Annotated in this window: 17 protein-coding genes and 3 pseudogenes; 10 read left to right on the forward strand and 10 right to left on the reverse strand. The window is 55.4% G+C overall.

Features of this window, described 5'->3' with window-relative positions; genetic code table 11:
• Positions 1-99: 99 nt before the first annotated feature.
• Entirely contained in the window at positions 100-1,890 is a 1,791-nt protein-coding gene (locus CAG25_RS08140; protein ID WP_085610295.1) for a thiamine pyrophosphate-requiring protein, read from the forward strand.
• Between the two features lie 267 nt (positions 1,891-2,157).
• On the opposite strand, the gene CAG25_RS08145 is transcribed toward CAG25_RS08140, so the two are convergent.
• Both CAG25_RS08145 and CAG25_RS08150 read right to left on the reverse strand, forming a co-directional pair.
• Positions 2,158-2,673: a cupin domain-containing protein gene (locus CAG25_RS08145; RefSeq protein ID WP_085610296.1), complete on the reverse strand. Its 516-nt coding sequence runs from the start codon at positions 2,671-2,673 to the stop codon at positions 2,158-2,160.
• A gap of 215 nt (positions 2,674-2,888) precedes the next feature.
• Positions 2,889-3,134 (reverse strand): annotated as a pseudogene (locus CAG25_RS08150) (peptide-methionine (S)-S-oxide reductase); the annotation flags it as partial.
• Positions 3,135-3,237: 103 nt separating this feature from the next.
• On the opposite strand from CAG25_RS08150, the gene CAG25_RS08155 reads away from it, so the two are divergent.
• Positions 3,238-3,549, forward strand: a complete 312-nt coding sequence (locus tag CAG25_RS08155) for a hypothetical protein (RefSeq protein ID WP_305880082.1) — start codon at positions 3,238-3,240, stop codon at positions 3,547-3,549.
• 173 nt (positions 3,550-3,722) lie between these two features.
• On the forward strand, positions 3,723-4,625 hold the full coding sequence (locus CAG25_RS08160; protein WP_039768508.1) for a bestrophin family protein: 903 nt from the start codon (positions 3,723-3,725) through the stop codon (positions 4,623-4,625).
• A 108-nt stretch (positions 4,626-4,733) separates the two neighbouring features.
• Here the strand turns inward: CAG25_RS08160 and CAG25_RS08165 are convergent, their stop codons facing one another.
• From CAG25_RS08165 to CAG25_RS08180, 4 genes are all read right to left on the reverse strand, one after another.
• Positions 4,734-5,534 (reverse strand): alpha/beta fold hydrolase, encoded by an 801-nt coding sequence (locus CAG25_RS08165; protein ID WP_085610297.1) that lies wholly within the window; start codon positions 5,532-5,534, stop codon positions 4,734-4,736.
• Positions 5,535-5,654: 120 nt separating this feature from the next.
• Positions 5,655-6,584, reverse strand: a complete 930-nt coding sequence (locus CAG25_RS08170) for a ZIP family metal transporter (protein ID WP_085610298.1) — start codon at positions 6,582-6,584, stop codon at positions 5,655-5,657.
• Positions 6,585-6,645: 61 nt separating this feature from the next.
• The gene (locus CAG25_RS08175) at positions 6,646-7,530 is read right to left on the reverse strand and encodes a manganese catalase family protein (protein WP_064596678.1); all 885 of its coding nucleotides are present in this window, start codon (positions 7,528-7,530) and stop codon (positions 6,646-6,648) included.
• A 246-nt stretch (positions 7,531-7,776) separates the two neighbouring features.
• A complete protein-coding gene (locus CAG25_RS08180; protein ID WP_178076437.1) occupies positions 7,777-8,025 on the reverse strand; it encodes a hypothetical protein in 249 nt (82 codons plus the stop codon).
• 150 nt (positions 8,026-8,175) lie between these two features.
• Between CAG25_RS08180 and CAG25_RS08185 the strand changes: the two genes are divergently transcribed.
• Positions 8,176-8,673 carry a short chain dehydrogenase gene (locus CAG25_RS08185; protein WP_085610300.1) on the forward strand — a complete coding sequence of 166 codons (498 nt, stop codon included), beginning with the start codon at positions 8,176-8,178 and terminating at the stop codon, positions 8,671-8,673.
• A gap of 52 nt (positions 8,674-8,725) precedes the next feature.
• Positions 8,726-9,046, forward strand: coding sequence for a hypothetical protein (locus CAG25_RS08190; protein ID WP_085610301.1), 321 nt, complete (start codon positions 8,726-8,728; stop codon positions 9,044-9,046).
• 155 nt (positions 9,047-9,201) lie between these two features.
• Here the strand turns inward: CAG25_RS08190 and CAG25_RS08195 are convergent, their stop codons facing one another.
• The 3 genes from CAG25_RS08195 to CAG25_RS08205 form a co-directional block, all read right to left on the reverse strand.
• Positions 9,202-10,518 (reverse strand): APC family permease, encoded by a 1,317-nt coding sequence (locus CAG25_RS08195; protein ID WP_371857712.1) that lies wholly within the window; start codon positions 10,516-10,518, stop codon positions 9,202-9,204.
• Positions 10,519-10,751: 233 nt separating this feature from the next.
• Positions 10,752-11,117 (reverse strand): histone-like nucleoid-structuring protein, MvaT/MvaU family, encoded by a 366-nt coding sequence (locus tag CAG25_RS08200; RefSeq protein ID WP_039768520.1) that lies wholly within the window; start codon positions 11,115-11,117, stop codon positions 10,752-10,754.
• Positions 11,118-11,258: 141 nt separating this feature from the next.
• Positions 11,259-11,558: a hypothetical protein gene (locus tag CAG25_RS08205; protein ID WP_085610302.1), complete on the reverse strand. Its 300-nt coding sequence runs from the start codon at positions 11,556-11,558 to the stop codon at positions 11,259-11,261.
• Positions 11,559-11,906: 348 nt separating this feature from the next.
• Between CAG25_RS08205 and CAG25_RS28800 the strand changes: the two are divergent.
• The 4 genes and pseudogenes from CAG25_RS28800 to CAG25_RS08225 form a co-directional block, all read left to right on the forward strand.
• A pseudogene (locus CAG25_RS28800) lies at positions 11,907-12,188 on the forward strand (TolC family protein); the annotation flags it as partial.
• Between the two features lie 32 nt (positions 12,189-12,220).
• Positions 12,221-12,799: a redoxin domain-containing protein gene (locus CAG25_RS08215; RefSeq protein ID WP_085610304.1), complete on the forward strand. Its 579-nt coding sequence runs from the start codon at positions 12,221-12,223 to the stop codon at positions 12,797-12,799.
• Positions 12,775-13,302, forward strand: a complete 528-nt coding sequence (locus tag CAG25_RS08220; protein WP_064596690.1) for a DsbA family protein — start codon at positions 12,775-12,777, stop codon at positions 13,300-13,302. The genes CAG25_RS08215 and CAG25_RS08220 overlap by 25 nt, the downstream gene beginning before the upstream one ends.
• Positions 13,303-13,460: 158 nt before the next feature.
• Positions 13,461-14,561, forward strand: coding sequence for a low temperature requirement protein A (locus tag CAG25_RS08225; protein ID WP_085610305.1), 1,101 nt, complete (start codon positions 13,461-13,463; stop codon positions 14,559-14,561).
• A 40-nt stretch (positions 14,562-14,601) separates the two neighbouring features.
• Here CAG25_RS08225 and CAG25_RS08230 read toward each other — a convergent pair.
• Positions 14,602-14,742 (reverse strand): annotated as a pseudogene (locus CAG25_RS08230) (diguanylate cyclase domain-containing protein); the annotation flags it as partial.
• Between the two features lie 225 nt (positions 14,743-14,967).
• Between CAG25_RS08230 and CAG25_RS08235 the strand changes: the two are divergent.
• Positions 14,968-16,431, forward strand: coding sequence for an aldehyde dehydrogenase family protein (locus CAG25_RS08235; RefSeq protein ID WP_085610306.1), 1,464 nt, complete (start codon positions 14,968-14,970; stop codon positions 16,429-16,431).
• Positions 16,432-16,469 lie beyond the last annotated feature (38 nt).

Genomic DNA, 16,469 nt, shown 5'->3' on the forward strand with positions numbered 1-16,469 from the left:
TCGCTGTCCGCCGGGCGGTCCAGACCTTTACATCTCCCGAGCGTGCTGTGGATGTCGGTGCACCGGGATGTCATACGCAATGAAAAGATGAGGTCGGACATGACGGTGACAGTGGGTGATTTTCTGGTCGAACGCCTGAGCCAATGGGGTGTGACGCGAATTTTTGGTTATCCCGGCGACGGTATCAACGGCGTCTTCGGTGCGTTGAGCCGGGCGGGCGGCAAGATCGAATTCGTCCAGGCGCGTCACGAGGAAATGGCGGCGTTCATGGCGTCCGCCCATGCCAAATTCACTGGTGAACTGGGTGTGTGCATCGCGACATCCGGCCCCGGCGCCTCGCACCTGATCACCGGACTGTACGACGCTCGGCTGGACCACATGCCGGTGCTGGCGATTGTCGGGCAGCAGGCGCGCACGGCACTGGGCAGCCATTATCAGCAAGAGCTGGATCTGGTCTCGATGTTCAAGGATGTGGCTGGAGCATTTGTGCAACAGGCCTCGGCGCCTTCCCAGGTCCGGCACTTGCTGGATCGTGCAGTGCGCACGGCGATTGGCGAACGCCGGGTGACTGCGTTGATCCTGCCGAACGACCTGCAGGACTTAGAGTACAAGGCACCGGCGAGGGCCCACGGCACTGCGCACTCGGGGGTTGGTTACAGCAAGCCGAAAGTGCTGCCTTATGACGCGGATCTGCAACGTGCGGCCGATGTGCTGAATGCGGGAGAGAAGGTTGCGATTCTGGTGGGTGCCGGAGCGCTGCACGCCAGCGAGCAAGTGTTTGCGATTGCCGAGAAACTGGGCGCCGGAGTGGCAAAGGCGCTGCTCGGTAAAGCGGTGTTGCCGGACGAGTTGCCCTGGGTCACGGGCTGCATCGGTCTGCTCGGTACAGAGCCGAGCTACAAACTGATGACGGAGTGCGACACCCTGCTGATGATCGGATCGGGGTTTCCTTATGCCGAGTTCTTGCCGAAAGAAGGGCAGGCGCGCGGGGTTCAGATCGACCTGCAACCGGACATGCTCAGTCTGCGCTACCCGATGGAGGTGAACCTTGCCGGCGATGCGGCCGAGACCCTGGCGGCACTGGCACCGTTGCTCGAACACAAGCCGCTGCGCAAGTGGCGTAAAAAGATCGAAGGCTGGCGGGCGAGCTGGGATAAAACCCTCGAGAAGCGCGCGATGGCCAAGGCCGACCCGGTTAACCCGCAACGGGTGGTGTATGAGTTGTCCCCGCGTTTACCCGAGCAGGCCATCATCACCAGCGACTCCGGTTCTTGCGCCAACTGGTTCGCCCGTGACCTGAGAATCCGCAAGGGCATGAAGTGCTCGCTCTCCGGTGGCCTGGCCTCGATGGGCGCCGCTGTGCCATACGCGATAGCGGCGAAGTTTGCTTTCCCGCAACGGCCGGTGATCGCCTTGGTCGGCGATGGCGCCATGCAGATGAATAACATGGCCGAATTGATAACGGTCGCCAAATACTGGCGACAGTGGGACAGCCCGAAGTGGATCTGCGCCGTGTTCAACAATGAGGATCTGAATCAGGTCACCTGGGAACAGCGCGTGATGGAGGGCGATCCGAAATTCGTTGCCTCGCAGAGTATTCCGGATGTGCCTTACCACCTGTTCGCCATCTCCATCGGCCTCAAAGGCATTTTTGTCGATCGGGAGGAAGACGTGGCCGCAGCCTGGGAGCAGGCGTTAGCTTCCGAAGTACCGGTCGTCATTGAATTCAAGACCGACCCGAATGTGCCGCCGTTGCCGCCGCATATCAAGCTGGAACAGGCAAAGAAATTCGCCAGCACATTGCTCAAGGGTGATCCGGACGAAGCGGGCGTCATCGTGCAAACGGCTAAACAGGTATTGGGGACGGTATTGCCCGGGAAGCGCAAGTAGTGACGGTAAGACCCACGAAGAGTTTCGTGACGATGGCTTGGTTTTCAATCTGCATATCACCAGGACGCCGGGGAGTCAGGGCGTCCTGGCGGCAAAGGTGAACCGAGGAAGTTCCGATCAGAAACACTATTTAACATAATATACATTACACGTAACAAAGTATTACGGAGCCAGCCCGGTTGCGCACGCCATTTCGATCTCCAGCATCGCTTTCAAACGACCTGATCTTTGTTGGCTGTAGGTCCCTCTATTTAAAATGTGCCGCTCTCAATCCTCGGCACGCGTCAGCTTTTCAATCAGCGCTCGATGCTGCGGATACCGCGCTGTGAGTTTCTGCCGACTCCCCATTTCCATATCGGCGAAATCAAAGCCTGGTGAAACCGCTTCGCTGATCAAACCAAATCCGTTCTCGCCATTCAGCAGTCTGGAGGCTTTCCAGATTCCGCCCGGTACGTGCAATTGCAAATGTTGTCCGGCTAGAACATCGCTGCCCATCACCAACGTCTGCAGTGAACCGTCTTCAAGGATCAAGCTGTACTCAATGGCATCGCCCAGATGGAAATAATGCAGGATGTCCGAATGGTTGAAATGAAACTGGCCGACCGGTGAATCTTCGGTAAGCAGGTAGTAAATCGACGTCATCAGAAAGCGTGAGCCGCTCGTGGTTTCAAGCATGTCCCGGTGATCAGCCTGGTATGTCCGGCGGAAATAGCCGCCCTCGACATGAGGTTCAAGGCCCAGTGATGCAATCAGGTTCGACGCACTGATCTGACTCGGATTCATGGCCTGCTCCATTGATATTTAATACAATCTGTAATAACTCGACTAAACATCTATTTAGTGTAGTTAACTGTATTTCGACGATTTTAATCACTTTTATACACCCTCACCTGCCCGTATTCCTGTGGATTCACTCTTGCGCCAATATCGGCTTGCCCACTCGCCGACCCGAGAAATCGCAACGCCCCGGCCGTGACGGCAAAAGCGTTGCCTATGCATCAAATGGAACAGGCGCTGCCACCGTGCTTTTCAAGGTAGCGCTGATGTTCTTCATCTGCCTTTTGAAACTCACCCAGTGGCAGGATCACCGTAGCCACTGGCTTGCCCAACTGGCTACTGGCGTCCAGCTGCTGCCTGGAGACAAGCGCCAGTCGGGCCTGCTCGGCACTGTTGAGAAACAGCGCGGAACGGTATTTCGCCCCGACGTCCGCACCCTGCCGGTCGACTGACGTTGGATCGTGCAGTATCTCCCGGCCTGGGCGAACGAGGGCGTACTCACCGATGCGGCGCGCCGTTCCGGCAACCGGTGTGGCTTGCCGAAACGCAAAGCTCCATTGCTGAGAAGTCGTGCAAGTCGACTTCGACCCCCGACTCATTTCCTACAGCCGTCTCGTCGAGCACTTCTGGACACTGTTTGCCCCGCTCGATGCCGAAAGCAAGTACAAGGCAAAGAACGTCATCGACACCGTGGTCTACCGCGCCGGTGATGCCATCAGTGCCTGGGCGAAAAGCGCGCTAGACGCGCTCGGCCAAGGTGCAGGCATGGCAGCGCTGGTCGGCGCGTTGTGTGCACTGCTATGGGGTCTGCTGGGATGGCGGCTCGGCGAGCGGGCGGACCGACGATCCAGTGTGTCGGCAGCGCGGCAAACCCCCGCCTAGTGTTCAAGAGTCTTTGAGAGAGCGGACGAACAACTTTTTGCTCGGTCGCTCTGTCCGTTCCCTTCTGCGTTCGTAGATTGACTGACGGTTGGCTGCTTCACCAGGGAACTGCCGGTGCCAGGCGTCGTCCGAGCTTAAGCGTTTAAGCAAACTGCTCGCCACGAGGTTTCCGTTTGAAAGCTGCCATCGTCAAAAAATACCGCCTGATCATCAAGACCCTGGGCTACGTGGGCTGGTCTCTGTTCTGGTTGCTGCTGTGGGACATCGCCGTCACCGTCGACTTCATGCTGTTTCTCAACGCCAAGCTGAACCTGCCGCTGATGCCGCTGACCTTGCTGGGTTCGGCGTTGATCGTATTGATCAGTTTTCGCAACAGCAGCGCGTACAACCGCTGGTGGGAAGCGCGGACGTTGTGGGGGGCGATGATCAACAACTCTCGCAGCTTCGCCCGGCAGGTGCTGACGCTGCTGGACGATGCCGGCGGCGAGGTGAATCCGGTCAAATCCACTCTGCTGCGCCGCCACGTCGCGTATGTGAATTGCCTCGCCGCGCATCTGCAAGGCCAGCCTTGTCCCGACGAGGTGCGGGCGTTTATTCCCGCCGAAGAGTTCGCCCGCAGTGGCACGACCAATAACTTTGCCAACGACATCCTCACCGGCTCCGCGACTTTGCTCGCCAAGGAATACAAGGCCGGGCATCTGGACAGTATTCGCCTGGCGCGGCTTGAGTCGACGCTGGTCGACCTGTCCAACAGTCAGGGCGGCATGGAGCGGATCGCCAATACCCCGCTGCCCTACCCTTACGTCTATTTTCCGCGGCTGTTTATTTCGCTGTTCTGCCTGATCGTGCCGGTGGGACTGGTCGAATCCCTGGGCTGGTTCACGCCGCTGGCGTCGACCGTGGTGGGATTCATGCTGCTGGCCATCGAACGCATCGGCACCGATCTGCAAAGCCCGTTTCGCCACAGCGAACACCAGATTCAAATGGAAGCACTGTGCGAAACCATTGAAAAGAACTTGCAGTCGATGCAACGTGATTCGTTGGGTGATGTGCGCAGGCTTGAAGAGCACGCGTGAGGCGCTGCTTTAGCAGCAGTGTGATAGCGGGTCTCCCCCTTTTCTTTATCAGGTGCAGAGCGACTATTGATGAGACGAGCGTGTGCGCTCCAGGCCAGCCTTGGTGTTTCAGTTCGCGATCCTCGGTGCCTTCTCTTCATCGTCGTAATGGCGGCAAAGAAATTCGCGGACCAGGACGGCAGTTCGTCCAGCGCTGGTCACCACAAAGAAATGTCCCTCACCCTTCAGAAGGCGAAGTTCTGAACGTCCAATTGTGCGGCGCAGAATATGGCCGTTGTACGCCTGTATTAACGGATCGCGGTCGCCGGCAAGAATCAGCGTGCGTTGAAGCAGTCGGGACAAGCGAAGCAGGCTTGTCCATCCGATCAAGGCTGCGAGCTGGAAATAGTAGGTTCGCGGATTAACAGAGAGCATGCCCTTCATCACACCGAACCGCAGCAGCGTCTGAACTGAATTTCTGGATCTTTCTTGCTGGCGCATGTTGGTGTTTTTACTCTTGCGGAAAAAATCCATAACGTCTGCAGGCTTCATCAACAGCAATGGGCCGGGAGAGGTCGCCGCGAGGATCAACCTGCGTACCCTGCTCGGGTAACGAAGAGCGAACTCCTGAGCCAATGCACCTCCCCAACTCACACCGAACACATCGACCTGCTCGATCCCCAATTGCTCAAGCATCCCGGCAATCACGTCGGCATGGCGTGGCAGGCGAAAGGGCCAACGGGGCATTTGCGACTTGCCGACTCCGGGAACGTCCAGCGTGATGGTCATGAAGTCGTCAAGTTCATTGCGCAGCGGATCGAAGGTACGAATCAAACCACCCAAACCATTAAGCAAAAGCAGCGGAGAGCCTTGGCCGCAGATCGACACGTTCAACTGCAAGCCCTTCGTTGTCAGCCTGTGCGTTGTCATGATTTCTCCTTGCTGCACGTAATTGAAAGGCAGTGCAGGTGGGATCGCGACGTCTACCGTCGGATTTTTGCTTCCAGTTTCTTCAACCAAGCCGTCCAATGATGGATGAGAGGTAAAGGGTCAACCCAAAGCCGTGTCGAGAAACATCATGACCCCGAAACCGAGCATCAACCCCAAGGTTGCAGGTGTTTCATGACCGTTGCGATGGGTCTCGGGAATGACCTCATGGGACACCACAAAAATCATCGCGCCCGCCGCCAGACCGAGCGCTATGGGATATCCCAATGCGAAGCTGCTCGATATCCCCAAGCCGACGATCGCGCCAATGGGTTCCATCAACCCTGAGCCCACCGCAATAAGCGCAGCGCGAAGCGCTGAAATCCCGGTCACACGTAAAGCCAGAGCGACAGCCAGGCCTTCGGGAATATCTTGAATGGCGATGGCGGTGGTTAGCGGCAATCCCACCTTCATATCGCCATTGGCAAAGCTCACTCCAATGGCCATCCCCTCCGGCAAGTTATGCAGCGTGATTGCCAGCACAAACAGCCATACGCGATTGATGCGCTGCGCCTCGGGCCCACGGCGACCGCTTTTCTCATGTTCGTGAGGCACGAATCGATCCAGACCGACCATCAGCGCTACCCCCAGTCCCAATCCTGCGACGACGACGCAGGCTGCGAGCAACTGGTTACCGTACAGCGCCTGGGCGGCTTCGATACCCGGAAGAATGAGCGAAAACGAACTGGCGGCCAGCATCATCCCGGCAGCGAAGCCGAGCATGATGTCCTGCGTTCTGGCGGCGATATCGCGTAACGCAATCGCTGCCAACGCACCTATGGCCGTCGCAGCGAAGCCTGACATGCCGCCGAGAAATGCAAAGTGCAGATTTTGTTTGTTGGCGCCGACGAAGGCGCCGTACCCGCTGATCAGCAAGCAAAGCGTCACGCCAATCAGAATTGACCAGAAGGCTAGCCCGCCCCATCCGGATTTTGAGAGTCGAACAAACCGTGAGCGAAGTGTTGCGCCAGATGAGGTCAACGGCTCGGACATCGCACCCTCCTGTTTTCTTGAGTTGGAAAAACCGCACGCCCTTCGGCGTGCGGTCGCGTCGTTAAGGTTGTGGTTCGCCTTGCACACCCGCCCCCAGGTCCGCACCCGTGATCGGATTGCTGTCTGGGTCGGACATCGTCCTGGCTTTCATGTCCATGAGCAGCGCTTCATCCTCGGCGCTCAATTGCACAGTCGCGGTGCCCTCGCCTCCATCCACCGCCGGCGCTGGATTCTCTACGAACTCCCAGTCCTCCCCTTCGTTCCACGGCCCGCGGGTGCTGCCTTCGCCCTGAGACATGTTGAAGTAAACGTTGGTGAATTCAGGCATACCCGGCAGTTTGCCCTGAGGGAAATTAGGCTGGATGGCGTGCAGTGCTTTTTCAAAAGACAGTTGATGGGCGATTTCACGGGTCATCAAAAATCCGAGGGCTTCCTTTACACCCGGATCATCTGTGACATTCATCAAACGCTCGTAGACGATCTTCGCCCTGGCCTCAGCGGCGATATTGGAGCGCATGTCTGCAGTCGGTTCGCCGATGGTATCGACGTAAGCCGCCGACCAGGGAACGCCTGCCGAGTTGGTCAAGGGAGCACCGGCGCCGTACAACAGACTTGTGATGTGGGAATCGTTGCCGGCCCCGTTGATGGCGCGATACAACTCGCCCTCTTCCTCGACACCTTCGGCCATTTGCCCTTTGGCGCCCTTGTTCAACATCACGATAATCGAGCCGACGATCTCAAGGTGGCTGAGCTCCTCGGTGGCAATATCCATAAGGAGATCCTTTCTGCCTGGATCATCTTCGGCCAACGCCTGTGTGAAGTAGCGTGAAGCTGCGGCGAGTTCCCCTTGGGCTCCTCCGAATTGTTCCAGTAGAAGATTGGCCAACCCTGGATTAGGCTGAGCAACGCGCACGGTGTATTGAAGTCGTTTGTTATGTAGGAACATGACATTCTCCTCAGGTGAATCAGGGCTGCCGTTCACTCGGCAATAGACCGAATGCCAACCCACATTCATCTGAAGCAAATGCGCCGGAGTTAATTTCAAAAACCTTCTGCCCTGTCGACCAACGGGTGCTGATTTCCCTTTAACGGAGATCAAGACTTTCAACTGATAGGCCATGTCCTCGCGTATTGGATAATTCCGGCTGCGCAATTGCGAGTGTCGTCGGCGATAGACATGAGCTGAATGACCTCAGTGATAATCCTCACCGGCGACCGCACGCAGATAGGCCGCATCTGCCTCCCTTCTCAGGTCACGCCATTCGGAATCGGTCAACCTACCCAACCGATGCATCTCATCAGTCTGGCGCAATAGCTCCTCGTGATAGGCATCGGGACACTCCATGCGTAACGCTCGGTTCTCCAATGCAAGATGCCAGGCATCCAGGGCTTTCAATTTGGATTCCTGCTCAAGCGTCAGTTGATTCTTGAAAGCATTCATTTCACCTACCCCGAACATTTCCCGGTTGAGCAACAGTTTTCGAATTAGGTTCAAAAGGTCTGACGAAAATCAGCCTTTCGGTAATCTCGATGGAACGTTGCGCCAGGCCCCGTCCTCTATCGCAACACCAGCGAATCTGAGGATTTCATCATGATCGATCCAGCAACCGGTATGAAGGCAGGCGAGCGCTACACCATAGACAGTCTCGAACGCACGCGACATTTCCCGGGTTTCTTCCTCGACGGAAAATATTACCTTGGCCCGGAATTGATGACGGCCATAGGTTGGCTGGAAGGAAAGCAGTTTTATTACGATGAGCTTGATCCGACGGGTGAGCCGGTGTTTCCCGATCGACTCGCCGGCACTGTCGAAGACCTCACCCTGACTCTCGCGGACGGTGCGCGTTTGCCCTTGAACGAAATGCCGTACAGGGCAGATGTCGACTCACCTGCCAGTGCAAGCCGTCTTACTCCATCGTCATCACGGCATCGACCTGCTCCGGCAAGCGATCAACTCGGAGTCGAGGGCGTCCGGATGTCAGGTAAACATCCATATCCAATACTCCTGGCGGCAGGCGCCGCGCTAGTACTGGGAATACTGCTTGGAGTCAAACAAGCCAATCGCCTTCCTGCCCGAAAACCGAGATAGCCGTCCTTGCTGAATTTTTGGAGAAGTGCTCTTTGAACGATCGGAGACAGGAATGCATCCAGTGACACCAGACGGTCGCTACTTTGTTGTCAAAGGCCAGCTATGGCGATGTTCCAACCCATCATTGGATGAAGAGGTGCGCCAGCGTCTTGTCGATGCGCTTATGGCCGCTCGACGAGAGGTCAAGAACGCAAAGGGTTCGCAAGACGCGTCGCAACTGAAGCGCGCTCGGGAAAAGGTACAAATGGCCAAAGTGGCCCTCGGGGAACGGGGGCCTGTCTGGTGGGCTGATGGAAGCCCGGACTTCAACCGGCGGCTGGTCAGCAATTCCCCTTATGCCGAATGGTTCAGCTCGCTCCAAGAGCCTGATTAACTCTCGGCGTAAGGCGGGATTCGGATGATGTTCCAGTGTTGCTCACAACCGCCGATCCAAGGCATTGGATGCACCCATTACAACCGCTCGCCCTCTGGCACTTGTACGACGTAGCCAAGTTAACGCTGCGGTAGACAGGGAAAGCGCTTGCAAGCCTAGCCAGGCTCCACTGGCGCCGGCAGTGCCACTCTTGCACAGGCGAAAAGCAGCATGCCTGTCAGGATCAGCGCGCCTCCACGCATCCAGGTTTCCAGACTTTGCTGACTAAGCAGTATCAGGCACGAGACGATAGCCAGTAGCGGAACCCACGTAGGTACTCGAAAGTGATCTTGCGCAACCTCGTCACGGCGCAGGATCAACACGGACAAATTGGTACTGAGAAATACGAACAGCAGGAGCAGGACGACTGTTTCAGCGAGTGTGGCTAGCGTCCCCGTCAGCGTGAGCAAGATTGCCACGAGGGTGGTAGCGATCACTGCTATCCACGGGGTGCGTCGCTGAGGCAGCACCTTGCTCAAGGCATTCGGCAAAAGTCCAAGGCAAGCCATGCCATAAGTAAGGCGGCTGGCCATTATCATGGTTAGAAGTGCGCCGTTGGCTACCGCGACCAATGCAATAAAGGCAAAGACGCGAGGCGGGATGTTCAAACCTGACGCCCGAACCACCTCAAGAAGAGGAGCAGAGGTTGCAACCAGTTTTTCCATGGGCAGTACGGAAGATGCCGCTACACCGACCGCCATATAGAGGACTCCGGCGGTCAGCAATGCGCCAAACAATGCGCGGGGGTAAACTTTTCGAACGTCTCGAATTTCTTCTGCAAGATTGGCGGATGTTTCGAATCCTACAAACGAATAGAAGGCGATCAGTGCCGCACCCAAAACGGCTAACATCGGGCTGACTCCCGGCTTGAACTCCAGGCTGCGACCCAAATCTGCGTCGCCTGTACGGAAATACCAAGCGGCGGCAACAACGACCAAAAGAAGGCCTGACAGCTCAATGACTGTCATCACCAGGTTGGCTCCCAAGGATTCTTTAATTCCCCTCGCATTGAGTAGCGCGATCACGAGTAGGAACAGAAAGGCTGAAATGTGAGCCGGTACATGGATGAACGCCGCCAGGTAATCACCCGCAAACGCCAGCGATAAACCCGCAGCGCTCGTGACAGCTGCAGATAGCATACAAAAACCCACGAGAAAAGAAATGAGCGGTGACCCGAACGCTTTCTCGGCGAAAACCGAAGCGGCGCCCGCGTGGGGATATTTTGTCACCAACTCGGCATAGGAACCTGCAGTTAGCATCGCGAAAAAAAGAGCGATGAGCAGCGGCATCCATATTGCGCCACCCACCTCCCCCGCAATTGTCCCGGCAAGAGCATAAACGCCCGCCCCGAGCACATCGCCGAGAATAAATAGAAAAAGCATCGGGCCGGTAACGGCCCGGCGCAGGGGGGTCTTGGAGGGCAAGGTCTTCACGATCTACTTCCTGACTTGAGGTTCGGAGGGCCGATTACCGGGCTGGAAGCCAGGCGGCTTCACTCTCAATCAATGGAAATTCGCGTATCACTAAAGTTCACATATCTTGCCAAGGTGACAAGTAAAAGGTGCCTCACGTACACCCTGATTAGAGCTATGGAAATCCTATCAAGTAGCTAAAAATCGAAAACAAAAAAGGGCCGTAATCAGGCCCTTTTGTGTTCAAACCAAAATCATTTGGTCAGCCAGGACTCCACAGTGTCGGAGCCGTGCTCTGCTTTCCAATCCTTCAGCGTTTTATGATTGCCGCCTTTGGTTTCAACAACTTCCCCAGTGTGCGGATTTTTATAGACCTTCAACTGGCGAGGCTTGCGACTGCCGGCTTTGGACCCGGCGGCTGGAGCGCGACGACCTGCTTGCGGATCAAGCAGGTTGATCACGTCCTTAAGGCTGTAGCCGTATTTTGCGAGCAAGTCGCGCAGCTTCGTTTCGAACTCGATTTCTTTCTTGAGGCCAGCATCACCCTTGAGGGTTTCGAGGGCCTGGAGCTGTTCGGCGAGGTGTTTTTCGAGCTGGCGGAATTCGGCAAGTTTAGACATGAAAAAATCTCGATGTGAGTAATACCTGAAGGTTACACCATAAATCACGGCCCGCACTTACAAGGACTGGCGCTGGGTCTTTACCTGGACAGCCTCAACAGGCCTTGAATTGATTCCCTGTGAACGGTCGAAGTCTTTTTCTTATCGATGAGTATCCGCCTCCTCAGCCGGATAAAACTCACCTTCCTTCCCTATCCTTTTGAGCTGTTCGCGCACGATCAACTCAACGCTGCCAACTGCGGCTTGATCGTCAGGGTCGACCAGCTGCAAGGACAGGCGCTGGATATTCTGATCGTGGGTGCCCTCACTCATCATCTCGTGCGTAAAGACTTGTTCACCTCGCCATAGGCAAAGTTGAGTATGAGTTTCGCCGAGCCATATTTCGTTGATTGATCTGAGGTCGGTGGTAGCCAGTTGATCGACAGTGATTGTCTTATCCATTGCGCTGTACCTTACCAATGAGTAGATACAGATAGACTTACGGGCCCAGGGGTCGTTCCAAGTGAAGGCAGTTCACTGCGATTTCCGATGATGACGAAACCATCCCGTTCGTCCGCTTCCAGCCCTTCCTGCACCTCAGCCAAACCAGCAAAGAACATCGACTTCATGATCAGAAATACCGCCAGTCGTAAATCACCCACTCATCAGCAATTGAGGCTATGGAATCACCAGAGTGATCGAGCAACGCTTTGATCTGCGAATTCGCAGGGGCGAATCGATCAGTAATGAGATGACCAGGTATTTACGGCGAAGCTGTATGGCAACAGAGCGAGCGCGCGAGGCCTTGCCAAGGAAACCGAAAACGCGTTTAGCGACTACGACAAGCGACAACAGCGACTATAGTCATTGGTGAGCCAGAGCGAATCCTGTCGCTGCTCTCCCCACCTGGCCCTCAATTCAATACCGCGAAAGCACGGCGAGCGTCGTCGTGCTTCTGGACGCGGAATATGAACGTCTTGCTGCCGAAAACACTCAGGCTCAGGCTGAAATCGTGGCAGCGTTGCCTCTTATAAATCCCTTGATGGTGGATGGAGTTATCCCCGCCGGGCAAGTCGCATCCCCCCTGAGTAGACCCCAAACTCCTATCTATCAGGGCTCAAGCAATGAACACTTCAGAATTTGGTGATGCAGAGGAAACGAAAGACGACCTGGTTCAGGAGCCGCTGCCAGCCGGCACCGTAGCGCCCGACTTCTTACTGTACGCGACTCCCGATCAGCAATTGTCGCTACGCGAGCTGAAGGGAAATCCCGTGATACTGACGTTTTATCCCGCCGATTGGAGTTCGGTTTGTGGCGATCAACTGACCTTGTACAACCAGTTGCTACCCACATTCAGAGAATACGGTGCGACGCTCCTGGGTATCTCAGTCGACAGCGCCTGGTGTCATCAGGCCTTTGCCAAAGATCGGAATTTCCACTTCAGCCTGCTGGCCGATTTTGAGCCCAAAGGAGCTGTGGCGCGACGGTATGGAGCGTACGACTCCCACCTGGGAGTTTGTAAGCGGGCACTGTTCGTGATTGACAAGGAGGGAGTGATCGCCTGGAGCTACATTTCACCAATGGCAATCAACCCAGGGGCGGACGGCATTCTGGATGCGCTGGATGCGCTGGCGAATGCACCACAATGCACGCCAACCAAAAATTCACAGGTGATCACATGGCCACTCTCAAAGTGCCGGTAAGTGCCAACGACCATCGCCAGGGAAGCGCGCATGCCAAAGTCACCTTGGTGGAATTTGGCGATTATGAATGTCCCTATTGCGGTTTAGCGTATTGGGTCGTCAAAAATCTCCAGCAGCGTTTTCGCAACGATTTGCTCTTCGTGTTCCGTAACTTTCCCCTGACCACCGCCCACCCGCACGCAATGGGTGCAGCCGTCACCGCTGAATATGCAGGGAGTCGAGGACTCTTCTGGGAGGCTCACGACGAACTGTATGAAAATCAGGATCGATTGGGCATGCCACTGTTTCGGGCCATCGCTCTAAAACACGGTCTCTCCAGTGAAGAACTTTATGTTGCGCTGCAGGAAGGCACTTACCTGGCCAAAATAAAATCCGACTTTAATGGCGGCGTACGGAGCGGCGTTAATGGCACCCCCGCGTTTTACATTGACGGGCTTCGCTATGACGGGGTTCCAGAGTTCGCCGAAATGAGTCAGATGATTGAGCTTTCGTTGGTGAGTTGACGAAATGGCCGGATAGTCAATTCACCCGATAGTTCCCCACCGTAATCGAGGCGGCATGTACGGCTGTTGAACGGCAGCACCTGCCCGATCCAATTGGCCCGCTGCTGCGCACTCGCCATTTGGCCATATACAGGTCGCCGACACGGAGCCAGCAGCGAATGAAATCCTTGAAGTATTATGAAAAAAATCGACACGCCACATGGTTAGAGTTGTTTTTTGACCTGATTTTTGTTGTTGCAATTGGCAAGGTTACGCACACTCTCGGACATGTTCATCAAGGCCACTTTGAACAAGAGCAACTATGGACATTTCTCCTGCTTTTTGTTCCATTGTGGTGGGTTTGGTCCAGCCACACGATTTACTCCAACAGGTTTGATACAGACAGCAGCCTTCACCGTCTGGCCACATTATTTATAATGTTGCTGCTGATTGTGTTGTCTGCACGGATCGGTGAGGAATTAGGATTAAACTATCCGCTTGTTATTTCCTGCTATTTTGGAATACGTGCCATCATCAGCATTATGTACATTTCATCCATCAGTAAAATCGACTACCGCAGCGAATTATCCTCCAGGCTTGGCTTTGCGCTGTCAATTAGCGCAATGGTTAGTCTTTCATCCATCCTTTTTGACCCACCTGTGCGTTACGTTGTCGCTTACATTGGGATTTTCCTTGACATTCTGCTGCCTGTATTTTTTTGGAGCAAATCAAAGCCATTGCCAGCACATACGGAACACTTGGTTGAACGACTAGGCTTACTCACCCTCATCTTATTGGGTGAGTCAGTCATTAGCCTTGCTGGAGGATTATCCGGCATTCAATGGGATCGTTATAATGTGATGGCAGCAATCACCGGCTTTATCATGATTTGCAGTATCTGGTGGATCTATTTTGATAGCTTTTACCTGCTGAGCAAAAATGATAGCAGTATGAGCGGGCACTCCTTAATCTACTCGCACCTCTTTCTATTTATAGGGCTGGCCCTCCTCGCAAATTTGATTAGACATGCAATCCTGAATGACATTGTGATTCGCGATTTTCAGATCATGTCAATCATCGGCATGACCTTGTTTTTCCTGGGCAAGCAATATGGCTATTTCGTAGCCGTACCTAAAATAAGGAAGTACATACTGCAAAACACCTTGATCGTGTTGTCTTTGGCAGGGCTGTTTATATTCCTGCCCCGCGCCGAGTACATATTGATCGGACTAACAGCAACCATGATCTGTTATGTTTTGTTGAATTTCAGATATCGTTAAATGTTTATTATTCGAGCATGGAGCTCGCAGGTGCATCAGTGGTATCACCGGGACGAACCTGCTGAGTCATTCGCTGCGCCACTTCAATCAGTACCTGATCGCCGAAGTAGTGTCCGATCGAATCGTTGATGGATTTGAATCCATCCAGATCAATACACATCACCGCCAGACGACGCTTACGCATTAGCTATCAGATTTGATGCTCAATCGCACAGACACAACGTCAGCCCCTGAGATACAGCAGATTATCCCTTGCCGACTTCAAGAACGGCATATTTCGACTGAGCCCTTTTGCTAGCTTATTCAAACCACAGGGCACCCCATATACCGGTGCCCCGGCGTTGTTCTGACCTCCCTCCGTCCCTGCGGTTAACAGCCCCCATCAGTCCTCTAAGGAGCTAGTTGGATGACAACACAATCTTCGAATACCTACACCGTGGATTCGCAAACGGCTCAACAGTTTTATATCAATGGTGGCTGGTGTTCGCCGGCAACGCCTGCCAGTTCGCCCGTGGTCAATCCGGCGACTGAAAGCGTAGTTGCAGAGGTTGCCAGCGGGTCGGCCGCAGACGTTGATCGGGCCGTCGCTGCAGCGCGTGCTGCGTTTCCTCACTGGTCTGCAACCTCCGCCGAAACGCGCGCGAGCCTTCTTGGAAAGATTTACGACCTGATCCTTGAACGAAAAGAGTCGCTTGCGCAGGCCCTATCTCTGGAAATGGGTGCTGCCATCGTTTTCGCCCGAGCGATGCAAGTGCCTTTGGCGGCCGAACATGTTCGGATTGCCCGTGATCTGCTGTCCACCTACCGCTTCCAGACGGTTGAAGGCGGCACCGCGATTGACCGCGAACCCATTGGCGTCTGCGGTCTCATCACCCCTTGGAACTGGCCGCTTTATCAAATCACCGCCAAGGTGGCTCCAGCGATTGCGGCCGGATGCACAGTGGTGCTGAAACCCAGCGAGCTGTCACCGCTGAGCGCCCTTCTTTTCGCCCAGCTGGTGCATGACGCCGGCCTGCCACCGGGTGTCTTCAATCTGGTCAATGGCACGGGCCCCGAGGTCGGCGGCGCCATGGCTGCGCACCCGGATATCGATATGATTTCGATCACCGGTTCAAACCGTGCAGGTGCGCTGGTCGCACAGGCGGCTGCTCCTACAGTGAAACGCGTCACCCAGGAACTGGGCGGCAAGTCACCCAACGTGCTGTTGCCCGATGCGGACTTCGCCAACGTCGTGCCACTGGGCGTGATGACGGCGTTTCGCAACGTCGGGCAATCCTGCAGCGCCCCGACCAGAATGATCGTACCCAGGGACCGGCTGGCGGAAGTCGAGGCACTGGCCGCCGCAACCGCCAACGCGATCATCGTGGGGGATCCACAATCGGAAGAAACGGTACTCGGTCCGATAGCCAATGAGGCTCAGTTCAAGCGCGTGCAAGCCATGATCGAATCGGGCCTGAATGAAGGGGCCAAACTCGTCTGCGGCGGACCAGGCCGCGTGCCTGGTCATGAAACAGGCTTCTATGCCCGACCGACTGTCTTTTCCGATGTCGACTCGAGCATGCGCATTGCCCAGGAGGAAATCTTCGGGCCAGTGCTGTGCATCATTGCCTATGAAACGCTCGATGAGGCTGTCGCGATCGCCAACGACACCGTGTACGGACTGAGCGCCCACGTTCAATCCCGCGACCTTGATCATGCACGCGCCGTTGCCTCACGCATCCGCGCAGGACAAGTGCTGCTGAATCACCCGGCCTGGAATCCCATGGCCCCATTCGGTGGCTACAAACGATCCGGAAATGGTCGTGAATTTGGTGTCTACGGCTTTGAGGAATATCTGGAAACCAAAGCAATCGTAGGCTTCGGTGGCTAGCACACAATGGGGGACAGTCAGCTGTCCCCCTATTGGAT

The sequence above is a fragment of the Pseudomonas sp. B16(2017) genome (genome assembly GCF_002113205.1).
Taxonomy (GTDB): Bacteria; Pseudomonadota; Gammaproteobacteria; order Pseudomonadales; family Pseudomonadaceae; genus Aquipseudomonas; species Aquipseudomonas pharyngis.